This window comes from Pelagirhabdus alkalitolerans, assembly GCF_900096905.1.
Taxonomy (GTDB): Bacteria; Bacillota; Bacilli; order Bacillales; family Amphibacillaceae; genus Pelagirhabdus; species Pelagirhabdus alkalitolerans.
In genome coordinates this window covers 165641-187836 of record NZ_FMYI01000005.1, presented here as the reverse complement: position 1 = coordinate 187836, position 22196 = coordinate 165641, and the positions used below count along the sequence as shown (strand labels likewise).

At 36.3% G+C, this 22196-nt stretch carries 19 protein-coding genes; 16 read left to right on the top strand and 3 right to left on the bottom strand.

The window, feature by feature from the left end:
• Nucleotides 1-2: 2 nt before the first annotated feature.
• From BLR62_RS08200 to glmS, 7 genes are all read left to right on the top strand, one after another.
• Nucleotides 3-1361 carry a glycoside hydrolase family 30 protein gene (locus BLR62_RS08200; RefSeq protein ID WP_090795692.1) on the top strand — a complete coding sequence of 453 codons (1359 nt, stop codon included), beginning with the start codon at nt 3-5 and terminating at the stop codon, nt 1359-1361.
• Nucleotides 1362-1371: 10 nt separating this feature from the next.
• Nucleotides 1372-4527, top strand: a complete 3156-nt coding sequence (locus BLR62_RS08195; protein WP_090795690.1) for a hypothetical protein — start codon at nt 1372-1374, stop codon at nt 4525-4527.
• A gap of 264 nt (nt 4528-4791) precedes the next feature.
• The gene (locus tag BLR62_RS08190) at nt 4792-6207 is read left to right on the top strand and encodes a PTS mannitol transporter subunit IIBC (protein WP_090795687.1); all 1416 of its coding nucleotides are present in this window, start codon (nt 4792-4794) and stop codon (nt 6205-6207) included.
• Between the two features lie 260 nt (nt 6208-6467).
• A complete protein-coding gene (locus tag BLR62_RS08185) occupies nt 6468-8570 on the top strand; it encodes a PRD domain-containing protein (protein ID WP_176759257.1) in 2103 nt (700 codons plus the stop codon).
• Nucleotides 8571-8584: 14 nt separating this feature from the next.
• Nucleotides 8585-9019, top strand: a complete 435-nt coding sequence (locus tag BLR62_RS08180) for a PTS mannitol transporter subunit IIA (RefSeq protein ID WP_090795682.1) — start codon at nt 8585-8587, stop codon at nt 9017-9019.
• A complete protein-coding gene (locus BLR62_RS08175) occupies nt 9020-10165 on the top strand; it encodes a mannitol-1-phosphate 5-dehydrogenase (protein ID WP_090795680.1) in 1146 nt (381 codons plus the stop codon). It begins immediately after the preceding gene.
• 539 nt (nt 10166-10704) lie between these two features.
• Nucleotides 10705-12507, top strand: coding sequence for a glutamine--fructose-6-phosphate transaminase (isomerizing) (glmS, locus tag BLR62_RS08170; protein ID WP_090795678.1), 1803 nt, complete (start codon nt 10705-10707; stop codon nt 12505-12507).
• A 161-nt stretch (nt 12508-12668) separates the two neighbouring features.
• Here glmS and BLR62_RS08165 read toward each other — a convergent pair whose 3' ends face one another.
• Nucleotides 12669-13382 (bottom strand): transposase, encoded by a 714-nt coding sequence (locus BLR62_RS08165; protein WP_090795676.1) that lies wholly within the window; start codon nt 13380-13382, stop codon nt 12669-12671.
• Nucleotides 13383-13664, bottom strand: coding sequence for a hypothetical protein (locus BLR62_RS08160; protein ID WP_090795674.1), 282 nt, complete (start codon nt 13662-13664; stop codon nt 13383-13385). It abuts the gene before it with no gap.
• A gap of 536 nt (nt 13665-14200) precedes the next feature.
• Between BLR62_RS08160 and BLR62_RS12370 the strand changes: the two genes are divergently transcribed.
• The 9 genes from BLR62_RS12370 (at nt 14201) to BLR62_RS08120 (ending at nt 21844) form a co-directional block, all read left to right on the top strand.
• On the top strand, nt 14201-14395 hold the full coding sequence (locus tag BLR62_RS12370; protein ID WP_245719436.1) for a helix-turn-helix domain-containing protein: 195 nt from the start codon (nt 14201-14203) through the stop codon (nt 14393-14395).
• Between the two features lie 67 nt (nt 14396-14462).
• Entirely contained in the window at nt 14463-15050 is a 588-nt protein-coding gene (locus BLR62_RS08155; RefSeq protein WP_245719435.1) for an MFS transporter, read from the top strand.
• A gap of 136 nt (nt 15051-15186) precedes the next feature.
• Nucleotides 15187-15696 carry a GNAT family N-acetyltransferase gene (locus BLR62_RS08150; protein ID WP_176759256.1) on the top strand — a complete coding sequence of 170 codons (510 nt, stop codon included), beginning with the start codon at nt 15187-15189 and terminating at the stop codon, nt 15694-15696.
• Nucleotides 15697-15815: 119 nt separating this feature from the next.
• Nucleotides 15816-16493, top strand: coding sequence for a response regulator transcription factor (locus BLR62_RS08145; RefSeq protein WP_090795735.1), 678 nt, complete (start codon nt 15816-15818; stop codon nt 16491-16493).
• Between the two features lie 5 nt (nt 16494-16498).
• Nucleotides 16499-17491 carry a sensor histidine kinase gene (locus BLR62_RS08140; protein ID WP_090795672.1) on the top strand — a complete coding sequence of 331 codons (993 nt, stop codon included), beginning with the start codon at nt 16499-16501 and terminating at the stop codon, nt 17489-17491.
• Between the two features lie 100 nt (nt 17492-17591).
• On the top strand, nt 17592-18350 hold the full coding sequence (locus BLR62_RS08135; RefSeq protein WP_090795669.1) for an ABC transporter ATP-binding protein: 759 nt from the start codon (nt 17592-17594) through the stop codon (nt 18348-18350).
• 100 nt (nt 18351-18450) lie between these two features.
• Nucleotides 18451-20262: an FtsX-like permease family protein gene (locus BLR62_RS08130; protein WP_245719434.1), complete on the top strand. Its 1812-nt coding sequence runs from the start codon at nt 18451-18453 to the stop codon at nt 20260-20262.
• 64 nt (nt 20263-20326) lie between these two features.
• Entirely contained in the window at nt 20327-20662 is a 336-nt protein-coding gene (locus BLR62_RS08125; RefSeq protein WP_090795665.1) for a YxeA family protein, read from the top strand.
• Nucleotides 20663-20944: 282 nt separating this feature from the next.
• Nucleotides 20945-21844, top strand: a complete 900-nt coding sequence (locus BLR62_RS08120; RefSeq protein ID WP_090795662.1) for a cation diffusion facilitator family transporter — start codon at nt 20945-20947, stop codon at nt 21842-21844.
• A gap of 106 nt (nt 21845-21950) precedes the next feature.
• Here the strand turns inward: BLR62_RS08120 and BLR62_RS12655 are convergent, their stop codons facing one another.
• Complete coding sequence (locus tag BLR62_RS12655) at nt 21951-22076, bottom strand: hypothetical protein (protein WP_281241150.1); 126 nt, start codon at nt 22074-22076, stop codon at nt 21951-21953.
• Nucleotides 22077-22196: the final 120 nt, after the last annotated feature.

The following is a 22196-nucleotide window of genomic DNA, read 5'->3' as shown; positions in this document are numbered from 1 at the left end:
TGATGTCGAAAAATGTAAAGGTTGTTCAATCAATACAAGAGAAAAATAAGTTTTGGGAAACAAACGTTGTACGTATGAACCAACACGAAAACAACAAAGAGCGTTCAGATTTAGCTATTTATATCGATTCGACAAAAGAGTACCAAGAATGGAAAGGGTTTGGCGGAGCGATCACAGAAGCCGCTGCCTATAACCTATCTAAGCTTTCAAAAGAAAAACGCGAGTCAATCTTACAAGCGTACTATGGCAAAAATGGACTCGGTTATACACACGGGCGTGTTCATATTAATAGCAGTGATTTTGGTTTAGGAAACTATGATTATATTGATGAGAATGATGAATCCTTATCAACTTTTAGTATAGAACGTGAAGAACAATACGTCTTACCGATCATTCGAGAGATTAACCAGTTAACAGGTGATGATTTAACCTTGTTAGCATCGCCTTGGAGTCCACCCGCCTGGATGAAGACGAACGGAGAGATGAACAATGGCGGTAAATTAAAAAAAGAATATTATCCGCTATGGGCTAAATATTTTGTGAAATATATTAAAGAAATGCGTAACAAAGGTATCGATATATGGGCTGTCACTGTTCAAAACGAACCGGCGGCAAAGCAAGTTTGGGACTCGTGTGAATATACGGGTGAAGAAGAAAAAGAGTTTGTCAAACAATTAGGTGAAGAGTTCGCTAAAGAAAACTTAGAAGATATTAAAATTATTATTTGGGATCATAACCGAGATATTATTGTTGAGCGCGCAGATGCTGTTCTTAATGATCCAGAAGCGAGACAATATGTATGGGGAGTCGGTAACCATTGGTATGTCTCAGAAGAATTTGAAAACCTCTCTAAAGTTCACGAGAAGTATCCTGAACAACATATGATTTTCACAGAAGGATGTATTGAAGGTGGCGTTCAATTAGGTGCATGGCATACAGGTGAACGTTACGCACGCAATATTATTGGGGATATGAATAATTGGTTAGAAGCCTTTATTGATTGGAATATTGTTCTTGATATGCAAGGGGGACCGAATCATGTTGGTAACTATTGTGACGCACCGATCATCGTAGATCCTGATCAAGACGTCGCACACTACAATAGTTCTTACTACTTCATTGGCCACTTTAGTCAGTATATTAAAGCGGGTGCTAAACGCACTGATTTACAATTAGAAGATCAAACGTTAAGTGCAACTGCATTTAAAAATGTTGACGGATCGATCGTTGTTGTCATCTTGAATGAAACCAATGAGCAAGTGACCCCGTCGATTCATATTGACGAATCGACTTTAACGATGCCGATTCCGGCACATTCAATTACAACATGTATCATAAATGAACAAGTAACAGAAGGGTAGGGAAGAAAGTATGTATTCATTACAGAATAATCAAAACATGCGTATAGAGCAGTACCAAACATCAAGTCCATTCGCAAGCTTTCTTCCTGGCTTAGCAGGTCCAAAAGGTATTCCGATGTGGGCGTTTTATGTAAATAGAGGTCAAGGTCTTGCAAGTTTTGGTGTGAAAGATAAATCATCCGTCATGACGGAATTTTTCCCTGCGGATAAGTCTTATCAAATGGTTCCTTATCAAGGGTTTAGGTCATTTTTAAAAGTAAAAAAAGAAAACGATGTCTTTTCATATGAACCCTTTTTCGAATCAAACGAAAAGCATGAAGAAGCGATGACGATAGCCCCGAATCGATTAACACTTGAGCATAAACATCAAGCGTCTCAAGTGGCGATTGAAGTGGATTATTTAACCCTTCCAAACGAATCGATTCCAGGCTTAATTCGTGAAGTGACGATACGTAATGAAAATGATCAACCGGTTCAATTAGAGATGGCGGATGGCTTAGCGACGATGTTTCCGGCAGGTGTTGAGAATTCAGCCTATCAAGCAATCGGAAACACAATGAAAAGTTGGTTTGATGCGACAACTGTGGATGATCAATTTAATTTTTATTTCATGCGTGGGAGTACAGCGGATGAAGCAAATGTCAGTGAAGTGCATAATGGTAATGTCTATGCGTCATTACTGAAGACAAGTGACGGTGAGACTGTCTTAAAACCAATCTATGATCGCGAGTTAATCTTCGGCGATGAGTTAGCACTCCATTCACCTCGCGCCTTTAATCAACATCAAGCGTCAAGCCTACTCGAAAAAGAACAAGTATCAACCAACAAAGTATCATGTGCTTTTTCTGTTATTGACCAAACGATTGAAGCGAATGGTGAGATTAAGCTATATTCTGTTTTTGTTCAAGTTGATCACTTAGACCAAGCGAAACAGTTTGTGAATGAGAAAATGAACCAAGCTCAATTTGATGCATATAAGACACAAGCTGAGACGATTACGGCAGAGTTAATGAATCAAGTGGAAACGAAAACAGCAAATCCGTTATTTGATGCCTATGTATCACAAAACTATTTAGATAATGGCCTTCGAGGTGGCTTCTCATATATCTTTGAAAATGAAGCTAACAAGAAAGTTTTCTATTTATACTCTAGAAAACATGGTGATTTAGAACGTGATTACAATGATTTTTCGATTAGTCCTTCGTTCTACTCGCAAGGTAACGGGAACTATCGTGATATGAACCAAAATCGACGTTTAGATGTTTTGTTTGAACCACGGATTGAAGACTACAACATTAAGCAGTTTATCAATTTAATTCAACTAGATGGGCACAATCCTTTAGCAATTAAAGCAGTCATTTATCAATTAAATAACGAAGCGTTTCCGTTCGAATCTTATGGATTCACAAAAGACGAAGCGACGCTGTTTAAGCAACAGATTGCAGAGGGCTATACACCGGGCAGTGCATTGAAATTTATCAAAGACAAAAACGTGAAACTGAATGTGGATTTTGAAGCGTTCTTAACCGATCTACTTGCTGTCAGTGAGGAAGTATTAGAGGCAAGTCACGGGGAAGGGTTCTGGATTGACCACTGGACGTACAATTTAGACTTGATTGATAGTTATTTATCGGTGTTTCCGGATCGATTACAATCGCTATTCTTCAGTGAAGACTATACGTATTACGATAGCCCAGCCTCAATTCGTCCTCAACAGGCGAAGATTTCAAAACAAGATGAAAAAGTTAGACAATATGATGCTGTGGAAGAAGATGAAGAAAAGACACATGAGAATGGTCAATGGGTTCGCAAGCAGTACGGTCAAGGTGACGTTGTTAAAACGAATTTGCTATCTAAACTCTTTTTACTATCGGCTAATAAAGTGAGTACGATTGCACCATTTGGCTTAGGTGTGGAGATGGAAGCAGGTAAACCAGGATGGAATGATGCGCTTAACGGCTTACCAGGTATGTTTGGCGCCGGAGTATCAGAATTGTACGAATTGAAACGATTACTACAGTACTTTGAAAAAGTGAATCAGAACGATCAGGGTACCGTTAAGCTCCCAATTGAAACTGAACATTTTATCAGTCAATTAACTGATACTTTAGCGAATTTACCGCGTGTGATGAAAGAGGATCAATTGACATTGTGGAAACAGTTAACATCGATTCGAGATGATTATAGACAACGCATTGCATCAGGTGTAGAAGGTAAGTATGTGACATTTAATATGGAAGACGTTCATAAAATGGTCGCTGTGTTTAATGACTATGTTGATTTCGCGGTTAATGCGGTCGAACAATTTGATCAAAACTTAGTGCCAACGTACTTTTATTTCACGATGTCTCTTGCAGATGATGGAGAAGAGATTCTCGATATGATACCTCATGCTGTTTCGCCATTCTTAGAAGGTATTGTTAAGAAAATGAAGTTGGCAGACTCTTATGAAGAAGCGAAAGAACTTTATGAGAAGGTCAAAGTCTCACCGATCTATGATCAAAAACTAGGGATGTACAAGACGAGTGGCCCCATCTCGAATGATCCTGTTGAATTAGGGCGTGCGAAGTTCTTCACACCCGGTTGGTTAGAAAATGAATCGGTTTTCTTACACATGACGTATAAGTACCTGTTGGAGCTGTTGAAATCAGGGCTGTATGATGAATTCTTCCAAGATTGCGAAACGGGTCTCGTTGCTTACTTAGATCCTAAAATGTATGGACGGAGCATCTTAGAAAATTCTTCATTCATCGCAAGCAGTGCCAATCCAGATCCATCGACTCATGGAAAAGGCTATGTGGCTAGATTAAGTGGTTCGACCATTGAATTTTTGAATATGTGGATGGAAATGTTCATTGGGAAAGAGCCGTTTAAGTATGATGAGGCTAGAAATGAACTGATCTTTGCTTTAAAACCAGTGCTGCCGAAAGATTTCTTCACAGAGTCGAATCAAGCACAGTTTAAACTATTCAAGCAAATTGATGTGATTTATCACAACAAGCAAAACAAGGATACGTACGGTGATGACGGTGTTCAACCGGTTCATTATACACTCACTTTATCAAATGGTCAGCATGTCCAAGCAGAAGGGCCTGAAGTAACAGGTTCACTAGCTGAACAGATTAGAAGCATGGATGTTAGGCAAATTGATGTTGAGTTAGGTTAATCTTGATAAGAGCGCTTAATAGATGGTTAGATCTATTAGGCGCTTTTTCATTTGTGTTATTTGAATGAATGTGTAAGTAATTTCACATGTGCGGTAACCGTTTTTGTTGAATATCTCTTTAATAAGAATAGGTGTATTTTAATGTTGTCAACAAACCATATGACAAATATGCCTTTATAAAAGATTGATTATCTTGTTGTAATCGCTTTATTATAAAAGTGTAGTTATTATACATTTTATTAATTATTGAAAGGGGAATGTATTATGTCAGAACAAGGTTTTCGTTCAAAAGTACAACAGTTTGGTAGCTATTTAAGTGGAATGGTGATGCCTAATATCGCTGCATTTATTGCATGGGGACTTATAACAGCTTTATTTATCCCTGATGGTTGGATACCAAATGAAACATTAGCTGAGTTAGTTGGTCCAACTATTACCTATTTACTGCCGCTATTAATCGGTTATACAGGTGGTAAAATGGTTTATGATGTACGTGGTGGCGTTATTGGTGCGATTGCCACAATGGGTGTAATTGTTGGTGCACCGGATACACCAATGTTCCTAGGCGCAATGATTATGGGTCCATTAGCAGCTTATTTGATAAAAAGTCTTGATAAACCATTTTTACCTAAAATTCGCTCAGGTTTTGAAATGTTATACAACAATTTTTCAGCGGGTATTTTAGGTGCAGTACTTGCCGGTTTTGGTGTCATTTCAATGGGACCAGTAGTCAGTGGTTTGAATAGTGCGTTAGGCACAGGAGTTCAAACTATTGTGAATGCTGGGTTATTACCTTTAGCTAGTTTATTAGTAGAACCAGCAAAAATTTTATTTTTAAATAATGTCATTAACCATGGTGTATTCACACCGTTAGGCACAGAAGAAGCTTTAGAAGCAGGGAAGTCAATTTTATTCTTAATCGAGACAAACCCAGGTCCAGGCTTTGGTATTCTTTTAGCTTTTATGGTATTTGGTAAAGGGGCATCAAGAGCTTCAGCTTCTGGTGCATCAATTATTCACTTCTTTGGTGGGATTCATGAAATCTACTTCCCTTATGTATTAATGAAACCGATGTTAATTTTAGCAGCCATCGCTGGTGGTGCAAGTGGTGTTTTGACGTTCTCATTATTTGATGCAGGTTTAACATCTTCACCGTCACCAGGTAGTATTATTGCATTATTAACCATGACACCAAGAGGTAATTATGTAGGTGTTATTGCAGGTGTCGTTGTTGCAACTATTGTTTCATTCCTTGTTGCTTCCGTTATTTTAAAAGCAGATAAAAAAGGAGAAGATGATGATATTAGTGCAGCAGCAGGAAAGATGGAAGAAATGAAAGGAAAACAAAGTTCTGTTTCAGGTTCATTTAACCAGCAAGAAGCTAAATCAGTTACAGAAATGACCGTTAATAAAGTCGTGTTTGCATGTGATGCAGGTATGGGGTCTAGTGCGATGGGTGCTTCACTATTAAGAGATAAATTTAGTAAGGCAGATGTAAATATTGAAGTTACTAATAAAGCAATCAATGATATTCCGGATGATGCCGATATTATTATTACTCATAAAGACTTAACGGATCGTGCTAAGGCTAAAAGACCTGATGCTTACCACATATCAGTGGAGAATTTCTTGAACAGCCCGAAATATGATGAACTTGTTAAAGACTTAAGTGAATCTTAACCAAATAACCTTACCCTCAGATAACCTGAGGGTAAGGTTAATTTTATAAATAGTAGAGAATAATAGGCGTGACAGGGTATACAGTAATGTACAGAAAAAAGGATTATAGTAAGACTTATTAAATAATGTCAACATTAAGAAAGACGAAACTAGTTGTTTATTATATTGTGAATGTTATTTATGATGGCTTATCATTATAGTATAAGGTCAAAATTAATAGACAGTGTCAGCAAGTAAAATTTATTTACATGTAGAAGCGGGTGGTGAATGTGTATATATCGGGTCGTGAGCGAAAGATAATAGAAGAACTATTAAACAATAGGAGCGGCATGACGATTGAGGAGCTAGCATCTATTTTAGATGTGAGCAGTCGAACCATTCATAGAGACTTAAAAATCGTAAAAGATATCGTAGCTGAACATAGATTAACACTAAATAAAAAAGCAGGTGTTGGTGTTAAGTTGGAAGGAAGCTTAGATAATAAGAAAGCGTTAGCTCTTTCTTTAGATCAAGTTGAATATACAGATTATACACCGGAAGAGCGCCATGCCATAATTTTAACGACATTATTAGAAACAAGCGAACCCATTAAGTTGTTCACTTTAGCAAACGAATTGAATGTCACAGTTGCAACTGTTAGTCATGATTTGGATAAGATAGAAGAAAGTTTAAAGGAATATAAGTTAGTGTTAATTCGCAAGCGTGGGTATGGTGTGGAAGTTGAAGGGAAAGAATCTAATAAGCGAGCGGCGCTTAGTCATTTAATATCTAAATACGTAGATGAGTTAGATTTTATGCTTTTTATCAAAAAGAATCTTGATACAAGTACCAAATCTCCATTAGATTCTATTTCTGACCGTTTATTAGGACTAGTAGATCAGTCAAAACTTAAGACGATTGAAAAAAGTATTGACTATATAAAGCAAGATCTCCCTTACGAACTGGCGGATCGTTCTTATATTGGTTTAGTTGTTCACCTTGCTTTAGCCATAGAGCGCATACAAAAAGGAGAGCGCATTCATTTTGACTTAGATTATTTAAAAGAGTTAACGGGGACAAAGGAATATATGATCGCTGAAAAAATCATTACCGAGTTACAAAATGAGTTTCAGTTGTCGATTCCAGTGGATGAAATAGGTTATATTACGATGCACTTATTGGGTGCTAAGTTAAGATCAGATCAAGATTACTTGCTAGAGGACTCTTCTATAAATATAATCCATTATACGAAAGCCTTAATTATTGAAGTTGAGAAAAGAATAGGCATCCCGTTAACGAATCAAAAGAACCTTTTTCATGATTTGGTTAGTCACCTAAAACCCACGATTTATAGAATACAGACGGACATGCATATTAATAATCCACTTACAGAAGAAATAAAAAGAGATTATAAAGAATTGTTCCAAACAATCAGAGACGCATGTGCGATTGTCTTTGATAATATTACATTTCCTGAGGAAGAGATCGCTTATTTAGTACTACATTTTGCATCGGCTTCTATCCCAAAGAAGAGCCAACCTAAGTTATCAGCGTTAGTGATTTGTTCAAGTGGAATTGGTACATCAAAAATGTTAGGATCTAGAATAAATCAGGAAATAACTGAAATTGATCAAATTGATCATTGCTCGTTATTTGAGTTAGATTCTATTGAATCTAATAATTATGACTTGATTGTTTCAACTATTCCATTAAAAGAACAGATTCAAGACTACGAACTTGTATCACCAATCCTAACCGAAAATGAGATTATGAAATTAAAATCAATTATTAAAAGCAAGACATTTATAGCTCAATCAGGCCCATCTGATAAAGATGATGGGGAAACATTGACCGAGCTAGATATACAAAAAAGATTAGAGCGAATGCAGAATTATTCACGTGTTACATTAGAGTTACTTTTATCTTTTGAGATTTATAAGGTAGAGGAGAATTGTTCAAAAGAAGAAATCATTAAGCTAGCTTGTGATCGATTAGCTGATAGCCAGTATATAATAGATGTACCGGAAGTTTATCAAGCATTATTGAAAAGAGAAAAATTAGGCGGTCTAGGAATCCCTGGAACAAAACTTACTCTATTTCATGCGAGACAAGAGCAAATAAAAAAACCAACCTTTGTTATATATCATTTAAGTAACCCAATATCTGTAAAGGGTATGGATGATAATCATATGATAACTGATACATTATTGCTTATGTTATCTCCTCTTGAAGCAGAAAGTGAATGTTTAGAAGTCCTTAGTTTTATAAGTGGATTGATTATTAGTGAGCAAGAAACCATTGCTCTGTTTGAATCAAGCAACAAAGACAATATAAAACAATATTTATCTAAAAAGTTAAACGAATTTATCAATGAAAAATTATGAATGGAGTGTTTAATATGGCAAAAGAAATTTTAACAAAAGAGAATGTGATTCTAGGTGCAACATTATCAGATAAAGAAAAGGCAATCCGATACACGGGACAAATATTAGTAGATAATGGATATGTAGATGAATTATATGTCGATAAAATGGTTGAAAGAGAACAAGTAGCAACAACATACATGGGTAACAATGTAGCGATTCCGCATGGCACAGAAGATGCTAAAAAAGCAGTTAAGGAAACGGGTTTATCTGTTGTCATTTGCCCTCAAGGTGTTGATTTTAATGGCAATACGGTCAATATATTAATAGGGATTGCTGGAAAAGGCGATGAACATTTAGAAGTTTTATCTAAAATTGCTTTGGTATGTGCTGATGAGGATAACATTCAAACGTTAATTAAAGCTTCTTCCAAAGAAGAAATCATCGAGATTTTTAGTGGGGTGAATTAGATGAAAGCAGTTCATTTTGGTGCAGGTAATATTGGTAGAGGGTTTATTGGTCTTTTGTTGGATAAGGCAGGTTATCACACAACCTTTGTAGATGTTAATGAGCAAGTGATTGATGAAATTAATCTTAAAAAATCGTACAACGTTATTTTGGCTGATGAAGCTCAAAAGCAGGAACGTGTAACTCACATCACTGGTATCAATAGTACTAAAAATCCAGAAGCAGTCGTTGATGCTATTGTTCATGCAGATATTATTACAACTGCTGTAGGTGCTACGATCTTACCTATTATTGCTAAATTGATTGGAAAAGGTTTAAAAGAGCGCTTAAAAGAAAATAAAGATTCGATTAATGTGATTGCTTGTGAAAATATGATTGGTGGAAGTACATTATTGAAAAAACATGTACTTGAGAACATGACTGATGACGAGCAAAAGCGGATTAATAATCAAATTGGATTTCCTGACGCAGCAGTTGATCGAATCGTTCCTAATCAATCACATGAAGAATTATTGACTGTATCGGTTGAACCTTATTATGAGTGGGTCGTTGATCAAGAAGCAATTAAAGGTACAAAGCCGGATATAGAAGGTATTACTTACGTATCTGACCTTGCTCCGTTTATAGAACGTAAATTATTCACTGTTAATACAGGTCATGCAGTTGCTGCATATTTAGGATATAGTATGTCATTTGATACGATAAAGGAAGTGATGGATTCGTCTCAGGTTTGTCCTCTAGTTAGAGGGGCCCTAGAAGAAACGGGACGTGTCATTGTTAAACAATATGGTTTTGATGAAAAAGAACATGCTAACTATATTGAGAAAATTATTTCGCGCTTTCAAAACCCTTATATATCCGACCATATTACGCGTGTAGCGAGAGGGCCGTTGCGAAAACTTGGTAAGAACGATCGACTAATCCGCCCTGCTACGTTGTACTATGACTTATTTAAAGAAAAACCAATTTATTTAGCAAAGGCTATTGCAGCAGCGTTGAATTATGATTACCATGAAGATCAAGAAGCGATTGAACTTCAAAAAAACATCAGTGCTAATGGTTATAAAAGTGCACTGGCTGACATTGCTGAGATAGACGAAAAGCATCCATTAATTGAGGCAGTTATACAACAAGTAAATACTCTTTAATAAGTAATTGTAAATTAAGAGATGCTCTTAACACATATTGAATAAGTATTAAGGTATACCTGAAAGGAGAGAGTGAACAAATTTGTTCGCTCTTTCCTTTGTTAAAAGATAATAGAAATATGACACAAATGTGAAATGTATAACATAAATTGATGTATATATGGATTTTCATATGAATCATATTGCTAGATAGTGGATTTTCAGTTAAAATGAGAAAGTCCATGTATATGACATGTGGCTATTTCAAGAAGGAAAGGTGGATAGGAGATTTATTTTAAATAAGCGCCTGAACTATTTCTCGTGCGCTTGAGAGATAGTTGACGAGGAGGAGGAGTATCGAGTTAAATCGGCGGATACCTCCCGGTTGCACAACCTCCAACCGTTATATGTTATTCGAAAACAAAGAGGCGACTCTTTGCACAAAGAAGACATGTAAGAGGTTAAATAATAAAACGAGAAAGGGGGCAAACAAACGCCCCTCTATTCTTAGTAGGTTCGTTCTAGTTTGCCCCTAGTCTCAACTAGGAGGAAACAGAATTATGTGTGGAATTGTAGGTTATATTGGAACTAATGATACGAAAGATGTCTTGTTGAATGGTTTAGAAAAGTTAGAATACCGTGGCTATGACTCAGCGGGGATCGCAACTTTAAATGGAGAAGGACTTCATTTGTCTAAAGTGAAAGGCCGGATCGCGACTTTACGTGAGAAAGTTGATAAAGGTATTGAAACGAAGCTGGGTATTGGTCATACTCGATGGGCTACTCATGGCGAGCCAAGTGAAGACAATGCCCACCCGCATCAAAGTGTTTCGGGTCGTTTCACTTTAGTGCATAATGGTGTGATTGAAAACTATTATGAATTGCGTGACCAATATTTAACAGAAGTCAACCTCGTGAGTGAGACTGATACTGAAATTGTTGTACAGTTAATGGATTTGTTTTATAAGGAAACAAATAACGTATTAACGGCGTTCCGAAAAACAATGAGCCTTCTAAAGGGTTCATACGCAATTGCTTTAATAGATGCTGAAGATCAAGATGTGATCTATGTTGCTAAAAGTAAAAGTCCATTATTGGTTGGTCTGGGTGAAGGATTTAACCTTGTGGCAAGTGATGCAATGGCGACATTGAAAGAAACAGACACTTATCTAGAAATTGAAGATAAAGAAGTTGTTTTGGTTAAGCGTCAAGAGGTGCAAATTCAAAAATTTGATGGTACAGAAGTAGTGCGTGCCCCATATAAAGCTGAGATTGATGCGTCAGACACTGAAAAAGGAACGTATGATCATTTCATGTTAAAAGAAATTGATGAACAGCCGTTTGTTATTCGTAAGATCATTCAAGAATATCAAGATGAACAAGATAATATTAAAGTAGATGGCAATATAAGAGCAGCCATGCTGGATGCAGATCGTATTTACATCATTGCAGCTGGAACGAGTTATAATGCTGGTTTAGTTGGCAAACAAGTAATTGAAAATATTGCAGGTACACCAGTAGAAGTGCATATTGCAAGTGAGTTTTCTTACAACATGCCACTACTCTCTAAAAAACCATTGTTTATTTTTATTTCACAAAGTGGAGAGACAGCTGATAGCCGTGCTGTTTTAGTGAAGACTAAATCATTAGGTCATCCATCAATAACCGTAACAAATGTTCCAGGCTCAACCCTTTCACGTGAAGCGGATTATACATTGCATTTGTATGCAGGACCAGAAATTGCTGTTGCATCAACTAAAGCTTATACAGCACAGATTGCTGTGTTAACCATTTTAGCAGTTGATACAGCAACTGAAAAAGGAATTAAATTAAACTTTGATCCGTTACAAGAGCTTGGTATTGTTGCAAGCGTAATGGAATCCTTAACAGATCAAAAAGAGCGATTTGCTAAGTTGGCAAAAGAATTCTTTACAGGTATGCGAAATGCATTCTTTATTGGTAGAAGTACTGATTATTTCGTTGTCCAAGAAGCATCCTTGAAACTAAAGGAAATTTCATATATTCAAGCAGAAGGTTTTGCTGGTGGTGAATTAAAACATGGAACAATTGCACTCATTGAAGATGGGACACCAGTCATCGCAATTTCGACACAAGAGAACGTTAACTATTCAATTCGAGGCAATGTTCAAGAAGTTTCGGCTCGAGGAGCTAACACCTGTGTTGTTAGTATGGAAGGTCTAGAACAAGAAAGTGATAACATTGTGTTACCACGTGTTCATCCATTACTAACACCTTTAGTAAGTGTTGTACCTATGCAGTTACTCGCTTATTATGCAGCCTTGCACCGTGATTGTGATGTCGATAAACCGCGTAACTTAGCCAAAAGTGTTACAGTGGAATAGTTTTAAAATGATTTATATGAAGATTGAAGTTTGATAAAAAACAACCTCTTCGGATACTATGTCCGTAAGAGGTTGTTTTTTGTGGTTCTTTGTCAAACAACGTTGGTGAAGAATATGAGTCGATATATTTGATAAGGATCTAAGCACGTTTTGTAGGAGCGTTAAGCTGCTATGAAACGTGTTTTCTTTTGTTTAGGTACTGCAGGTGAAACAGGTTTGAGCTTAAAGTATAAAAGGATACGGTTCTTATAGTTCGTGAAATTACGGTAACCATATGCGACGCGATTCAATACTTTGATTTTATTGTTCATGCCTTCAATACGCCCGTTACTATACGTGTAATCAAAGCTATGTTGAATGTAAGGCAAGTGCTTTCTGAGTGTTTTCATGCTTGTTCGTAAATGTGTTGATATCGCTTGTGGGCACGGTTGAGTCAATAATTGTTCTAGGGCTTGGTGATCCTGCTGATCCATGGCGCGTAATAGATTTTGATAAAGCACATAATTGACACGTAACGTGTCATCGTAGCTCAAGAGTTCATCGATAATGGCGCTTTCCAAGCGTTGACCAAACAAGGGATAATACTTATAGGTGGTAATCGACACATCAGATGCTTTTTTGAGTAAAAGCTTCCAATACGCTTTCAGTCGACGGTACTTCTTCATATCTTCATTGTTCGAGGTTTTGAATCGGTTCATCACTTGGATGCGTGTTTTGTTCATCGCTCGGCTGATCAATTGAACTAAATGGAAGCGATCAATAATGATCTTCGCATTCGGGAATAAATCATATGCAAGCGTATACTGGTCTTTTATCGCTATTTGGAGATTATATCCGGCTTTCAATCGGCCATTTCTAATGTAATCATCTTTCACTTATTTCTGTATAGAATCATTTTCATTTCTACTTTTAGATTTTTTAATTTGCTGATAGAAAGTTATTAATAAAAATACGAAAAATAAAGTTAATAAAAAGTAAGGTGGGTTTTCTAAAGTAGTGGTAGACACTGTTAGTAAAATTATTCCCGATATTGCACCAGCAATTACGCTACTTACTTCTTTAGATAAATTAAATACATTTTCAAGCAAAAAGAAACCTGCATAAAAAAGGAGTATGAGAAATGCTATCGCAGGAATCAATATAATTAAGCGCTCCATAATACTTCGCCTCCCCTCTCATTATTTTTAAAATCCATCAAGTTATACACTACCAAACATGTATACATTTAATTGAGAACACTTTAGTAAATATTAAGCTATCGCTTATTACAAAAAATTAAGATGTAGTTTTGAATCACGTCTAATAAAATACAATTTATGGATTTGGTTAAATTTTTAAGCTCTTCTTAATCAAGAGTGCTTGACATTGAAAAAAGCAGATACTTCCTCTAATGTTTAAAGTAACCAAACCAAAACACAAAGAGAGGGAGTTATGCTTGTATCAACAGTTTACTACAGATATTCTGCACTTACCAAACTTTCAGCTAAATAGCAAGGGAGAACATACAGAGAATGGATGGATTCTAAATTTGAAACCATTTGATCATAGTCGCAATTTTTAAGTTACATGATGCTACCAAGTTGTTCTTAACAACCTTCCAAAGAATCATTAAACTAAAGGTGAGGTGATACTTACGGCGTTCCATGAAAAACTAAAAGAGGAAAGAGTAAAAAGAAATTTATCACAAGAGGAAGTGGCTAATAAGTTAAATGTAAGTCGTCAATCTATTTCAAAATGGGAAAGTGAAGAGGAATATCCAAGTATTGAAACGCTTATTGATTTAAGCTACGCCTTTGAGATTTCTCTTGATGAATTGCTTAAGAGTGATCAAGATCTTACAGAGAAAATCATAATAGATAGTAAAAAAACTTTAATATCCAAGGCTTAAAATGATTTTCGATATAGTATATATTAGCGGAGAAGTTATACAATTCAGTCGTCATTCCTGGTATGTTATGAGCATTTATTTCTTGTTTAGTGTCTTTGTTGTTTTGCAAACGGCGATGGATTCACAAGAAGTCGCATTCGCAAAAGAAGTTATTTCTTTGTCAGATAGTGAGTATGGTTTTCTTGTAAGCATTGCCGGGGCGGGTATTTTAATTGGATCTTTGATAAATGTATTGTGTGCGAGGAAGTTTACACTCTCTTTCATCATGGGGATCGGCTCTATTATGGTGTCAGTCGGTTACCTTATGTTTGCATTTTCTAATCACTTTGTGATGGCCTCTTTAGGCGTGTTTACGCTAGCGTTCTCACTCGCCTTTGCGAATACTGGGTTTTACACCTTTTATCAAAATAACATTCCAGTTAACGTAATGGGAAGAGTTGGGAGCCTTTATGGTTTTATTGAAGCCTTATTGGTTATCATCACAACGTCAGTATTTGCAGTAATCGCTCATTTTATATCGATTCAATTTACAGTTGTCTTGGGTGCGATTGTTATGTTGATATTAACGTGTTCCTTATTGTTATTTAGTTTGTCACCTTCAAAAACTGAATATTATCAAACCGATCTAGTAGAAGCAAAAGAAGTCGTTCTATAAATCCTAAGTTTATGTTTAAATTAAATATAATAGACATATTTGTTAATTTTATAAGTTTACAACAAAAAGAATCATTTTCTGGCGAAGAACAACGGGGATCTAAGTTTTTAAAACATAAATGAGAGAGGAAGCCATGATGAAAGTAGAATTGGAACAATTACAGGAAGCGGATGCTAGAAGCTTATATGAATTTGAATGCAAAAATAGAAGTTACTTTGAAACGATGGTGCCAAGTCGGGGAGATGATTATTACGGTTTTGAAAGCTTCAAAAAAAGACATAGCACGTTGTTAGATGAACAGGCCAAAGGGGAAGGCTTATATTATTTAATTAAAAATGCTGAAGGGTTAATCTTAGGCAGAATGAACTTAGTGGACATTGATGATGACGTTCAATTAGCTTATATTGGTTATCGGGTTGGTGAAGAATATACGGGGAAAGGGATCGCGAACGAAGCATTGAAGTTATTGCTAGGCGCTGTTGGCGAAATAGGTATTAAGCAGATTTCAGCTAAGACTACAACCCATAACATAGGTTCACAAAAAGTATTAGAAAAGAATGGATTTGAATACGTCTCAACTAGTGATGCAGAATTTATGATGAATGGATTAAATTTAAAGTTTATCTATTATATGTGGTCAAGTTAAGTCTTTTAAATATGAGTCGCTTTCAATAATAGAATACTAATAATAATCAAGCCACAACTTACTTAATGAGCACCTATAAAATGACGAAATACAATAAGAAACGGAGGTTTAAGGTGAAAATGTCAAAGATATTTATAATTGAAGATGATCAATCGCTTTTTAAGGAGATTAAAGAGAGGTTAGAAGAGTGGGATTACAGTGTGCATGGCGTTACTGATTTTGCCAACATTTTAAATGATTTTATTCGTATTGAACCAGATTTGGTTGTTATTGATATAACGCTACCTAAATATGACGGGTTTTATTGGTGCCGGAGAATTCGAGATATTTCAAACCTCCCAATCATCTTTTTATCCTCTAGGAATCACCCCTCTGATATGGTCATGAGTATGCAGCTTGGTAGTGATGATTATGTACAGAAGCCGTTTAATTTTGATGTGTTGGTGGCAAAGGTTCAGGCCTTGTTGCGGCGCGCCTATCAGTATCAGAATCAAGAAATTAATGTAACTAAATTTAGAGATGCTGTGATCGACTTTAAAAAACTGACTGTGGTTAGAGGTGACCAAGAGATTCACATGACTAAAAATGAATCTTTCATATTATCTGTTTTGGTGAATGAGGTTAATCAAGCTGTATCAAGAGAGACACTTATTGAAAAGCTGTGGGATGACTCTAGATTTATAAATGACAATACCTTAACTGTGAATGTTAATCGAATTAGGAAGAAACTCGATGACATAGGGCTAGATGATGCGATTATCACTAAAACAGGCCTCGGCTATATGCTTAAGGAGTGAGAGTCATGTATTTCAAACAGGTGTTACCATGGTTAATTCTCTTTAGTGTGTTCAATCTATCGATCTTGTCAATTGGGTTTTTAGATACGGATATTCCAAATTTTTCAGTTATCTATATCGTCATCATTAATACAGTCATCTTAGGTGTCTTTATTTTGTGGGACTTTTCAAAAGGAAGAAGTTACTGGAGAGAGTTAATGAAGATGGAGAAAATTGAAGAAGTAGATAGCCTTCCAGTACCCGAAACGCCTTATCAGAAGCGAATTAATGAGCGACTGTCAGTCATGAAAAGAACTCATAATAAAATGTTAGAGAATGAGTCTAAGAAGACGGCTGAAAATCTAGATGGATTAACTAGATGGATCCATGATATGAAGATGCCAATGACGACGATGAAGTTGTTGATTGATGATTTAGATACATCGAAAAAGATACGCTTGGAAGAAGAATGGGTGAGACTTGATACGACTTTAAATGAAATGTTATTTGAGAGAAGACTTGTAAACATTAGTAATGATTTATATATTGAAACGGTTGATATTGAAACGACCCTATCTAATACCATTCGAAAATTACGGACACTTTGTATTGAAAAGGGTATTGGATTTGATTTTGAATTGAATATTACACATGTTGAAACAGATTTGAAGTGGTTCTCCTTTATGCTCGATCAAATGATCGGTAATAGTGTTAAGTATTCTCGAGATAGTGACATTATGATCTCTAGTTATTTAAACGAAGGCTGGCCAAAAATTGAAATAACAGATTATGGACGAGGGATTAAGTCGGAGGATCTCCCCCGAGTATTTGAAGCAAACTTTACCTCTACTAGCGACCATGGAGATATGAGGGCAACAGGTATGGGGATGTACCTAACGAAAGAAGCGGCGAATGCGATGGACATCTCAATAGATATTAAATCTGTATATGGTGAAGGAACGACCATAACGCTTACTTTCCCAAAAAAGAATCAATTTCACCGAGTGAAGACCATGTGACGATAATGTCACATGGCTTTGTGTATTCGTCACAAGAATCAAACGAAGTATACAAAACAATAGAGTAAAATGAAGTTATCAAATTAATGGAGGTACCGTTATGATTCTTGAAGCGAAAGGGATTAAAAAATCATATGGAAAGAGACAAAACCGAACAGAAGTATTAAAAGGAATTGATCTTAATATTGAAAAAGGTGAATTTGTTTCTATAATGGGCGCATCAGGTTCAGGTAAAACAACATTGTTAAATGTTTTGAGTTCGATCGATCGCGTTACAAGTGGTCATATCTTTATAGAAGACGAAGATATGACGATTTTAAAGGATAAACAACTTGCAGAATTCAGAAAGAACGACCTTGGTTTTATGTTCCAAGAATATAATTTACTGAACACACTGACGGTTAAAGAAAATATCTTGCTGCCACTTTCGATTAGAAATAAAAAGAAAGCAGAGGTTGAAGAACAATTCAAACTTGTTGCTAAGGAACTTGAGATCTATGAGCTAAAGGATAAATATCCAAGTGAAATTTCTGGAGGTCAGCAGCAACGAACGAGTGCTGCAAGAGCTTATATTCACCAGCCCAAAATCATATTTGCTGATGAACCGACAGGGGCACTTGATTCTAAGGCAGCTAACAATCTTTTGAGAAAACTCCAACAATTGAATGACAAAAGTAACTCTACAATTATGATGGTCACGCATGATGCTACTGCTGCAAGTTATTCAACACGTGTGATATTTCTAAAGGATGGCCTGATTTATTCCACGCTTAGAAAAGGCGAACGTTCTCAGGAAGACTATTATAAGGAAATAATGAATACGCAAAGTGTGCTTGGTGGTGTCGGCGTTGAGTCTTAATTCGATCATTCTGAAGAACTTTTTTAAGAACCTTAAGAATTATACATTGTACATGTTTGCGCTAGTATTTAGTGTGGCTCTTTATTTTTCATTTGTATTAATGTCCCAAGATGATAGTGTAGCCGATGAATTGTTGTCTAGCGATTTAATGTCCACAGGTTTTATTGTTGGTTCAGTGTTTTTAATTGTCATCATTGTCACATTTGTTATGTTCGCGAACTCTATTTTCTTAAGAAGGCGAAATAGAGAGCTTGCCCTGTTTCAGCTGATTGGCATGACACGTGATAAAGTGCTTCGATTGCTCGTTGTAGAAAATGCAGTCATTTATTTTGGAAGCCTCATGATAGGTATTGCATTTGGTTTTTTAGTTTACCGGATGCTACTGATGATGTTACTTCGTATGATGCAGATCGATCTAGCTGTTGGCATGACCTTTTCAATAGAAGCAGTTGTCCAGACCGCTTTACTCTTTCTATTTATTTTTGCTCTCTTGATGGCGCAGAACTATATTTTCTTGAAAAAAACAACCCTTATTAACATGCTTAAACTAGAACAATCTAGTGAGGCCACTTATAGAGGAATGGGAAAAGGAACGGTTATATTTGGTGTGCTTGGTCTTTCTATGATTATGTCTGGTTACTGGCTCTCAGCGAATATGATGAATTTTGGTAATCTACTCATATTTTTAATGTTCGGCATATTGTTTCTAACCATTGCTGGAACTTATATTACCTTTAAGTTTTCTGTTGCATTTATTTTAAATATGATCAGAAAGTCTAAAAATGGTCATGTTAATGTAAATGATGTGCTGTCGCTCACGAGTATTATGTTTAAAATGAAGTCCAATGCTTTCTTGCTCACCTTGATCAGTGTAGTCAGTGCAACAAGTATGGGTTTGATGTCGCTGTCATATATCGCCTATTACTCAGTGGAACAGACAATTGAGGCGTCAGTCCCCAATGATTACACATTTTATGAGGAGTCTGACATGGAGTTTTATAGTGATTTGCTGAATGAAAATGCTATTGACCACGAAACAGTCCATATTCCGACCATCTCTTATAATGGTGAAGGAGATGCGATTACGATCGATCCAGAAGCACCAGGAGGATTTGATACAGCTCTCTCATTAAGTATTGTGAGTGATGAGCATGTAGATAACTTTGAGGCGAAAGACGATGAAATCATGATTACAGGTGTTGCCTACTTTATTGATTCGTATATTGACTTTAACCTCAATCAAACAATTACATTATCAAGTAATGATTATAAGCGTGAGGTTGAATTGAAATCGATTGGTGAACAAGCTGTTTTACCTTCTTTTGTTACTTATGGCTCTCCTCAAGCGATTGTTTCAGAAGAAGTATATAACGAACTTGAAAAAAATCATAATGATGATGAAGAGACAAACCAACCTCGTGAAGGTTTTGGGATTGATATTGCCGGTGAAGACAGTCAAGGTATTTATCAATTTATGAGTGAATATGATTATCCGCCATTTGAATCAAAAATTGGTCAATATAATATGCAAATGCAAGGTAGTGGATTAACGATGTTTATTATTGGATTTGTTGGTCTAGCCTTTCTTCTGACTTCGGGGTGTATTCTTTACTTCAAACAAATTGGTGAAAGTGAGGATGAGAAAGGAAGCTACAATATCCTAAGAAAGCTTGGATTTACTGAAAATGAGATTATTAAGGGTCTTACGATCAAGATGGCTGTGACGTTTGGAGTTCCCCTACTTATTGGTGTCCTGCACACTTATTTTGCGGTTAATGCAGGTTGGTTCTTGTTCGGTAATGAGATTTGGGTGCCGATGTTAACGGTAGTAGGCGCCTATATTATTTTATATTCCGTATTCGCGCTCATTTCCTTGTTATATTATAAGAAAGTGGTTAAACAAAGTATATAGTTTCCTTTCCAGTCCAGAGTAATGTTTCACGATTTGATTTTAAGTCATTTTAAGGAGGACAACCATGAAGAAGCTAGGTTTATACATTCTAGGGTTGCTATTGTTCGTGGGAATTATTTTGTGGATTTATTCTACTTTACCAGCCGTGACCCAAGTTAATGTCAATCCATTCATTGAAGAAGAATATTGGTATACTCAAGTAGATGAAGATGGAATCATCGGGGGAGAAAACGAATCCGTCATTTACCAACTTCCTGCTGTAAATAAAGACGGAGAACAAAAAGAAATCGAATTCACGGCTCTTAGTCAGCTAAGTGAAGGGGCTTATATTCAACTCACCTTAAAAAATGAAATAGTCATGACATATGAAGAGGTTGATGAAGATGATGTACCGAGATGAAAATAACTATTTTGCAATGTCTTTTAAATAATTTTGGAAGGTCTGTGACACGTTTCATAGGAGCACTAAGCTGCTATGAAACGTGTTTTTTAAAAACTATTTAATATATTGCACTAACCCAAAATTGTTGCACGTTGTAGATTCATTTGCCTCTTGGTTACATTGGTTCTTTTCCGCAAAAAGGTTGCTGTAGACCCACACAGAGCGGATTTGATAAAATGAAGAAGTGCATTTAACAATGGTTTCACATAAAAGTTAGGGTGCTTATTGGGGGGATGGGAGATGAATCAGATTCAACGTAGCCGAAAAGCACAATTTGCTTCTTGGATCGGTATTATTGGTAATTTGTTATTAGCTGTGATGAAAGGCGTTGTTGGATGGCTATCGGGTAGTCATGCGTTGGTTGCTGATGCGGCACATTCTGCTTCGGATGTCATTAGCTCAATCACTGTACTGGCAGGAGTGCGCGCGGCCAATAAGCCGCCAGATAAAGAACATCCATATGGTCATGGTAAAGCAGAGAGCATTTCAGCTATTATTGTATCTATATTATTGATTATAGTTGGATTTGAGATTGCTTGGTCATCTTTACAGGTCTTTTGGGGTGAGGCCATTATAGCGCCAAGAGGTATGGCACTCATCGCGATCACGATTTCGATTGTGTCTAAAGAACTGATGTACCAATATAAGAATCGGTTAGGGAAACGTATAAACAGTCCGGCATTGATGGCAGACGCCTGGCATCATCGATCAGATGTGTTCTCGTCAATGGGCGTTTTGATTGGTGTAGGTGGAGCGATTATAGGAGATCAACTTGGGTATGCATTTTTGGTTTATTTAGACCCGTTAGCCGGAATGATTGTAGCATTATTTATCATCCGAATTGGCTATCAAATGATTCGAAAGTCGATTCATATGGTGTTGGAAAACATATTGGATGAAGAAGAAAGTGCGCGTTTTATCACAACAACAAAGAGCATAACGGGTGTTTTACAAGTCGATGAATTACGTGCGCGTAGTCACGGTCAGTATGTAGTGCTTGACCTTAAAATCGGTGTTGATCCTGCGCTGAACGTGGAAAAAGCGCACCAGATATCAAAACGGGTCAAGCAAGCATTAATGAATGAGCATCATGATGTGTCCGATGTGTTAGTGCACGTCAATCCGTATTCCGGCTCATGAGGTTGTGAAGCGGATTAATATACTGAATAAAATGATAATCTAGCTAAGTGATATGATTTCAAATAACAAAAGTATCTATTGGATTCTAATTTCCATAGATACTTTTTTATTCTTGATCCCCTTCTTCTTTTCGTTTATCAACCATGCCTTGATAGGTTTTGGCACGCAGAACAAGTCCCCAAAGCATTGAAGCACCTAATAGGATAATTAAAACAAGCCATAATGGATTCATTTTGTTCATCTCCTTTTGTGATGTTCTGATTACATTGTAACATCTGTAATTATTGAACGACAGCTTAAACAGTTTACTAAAGTCTCTTTTAGCATAGGTATTAAAAAACGTCTCATTATG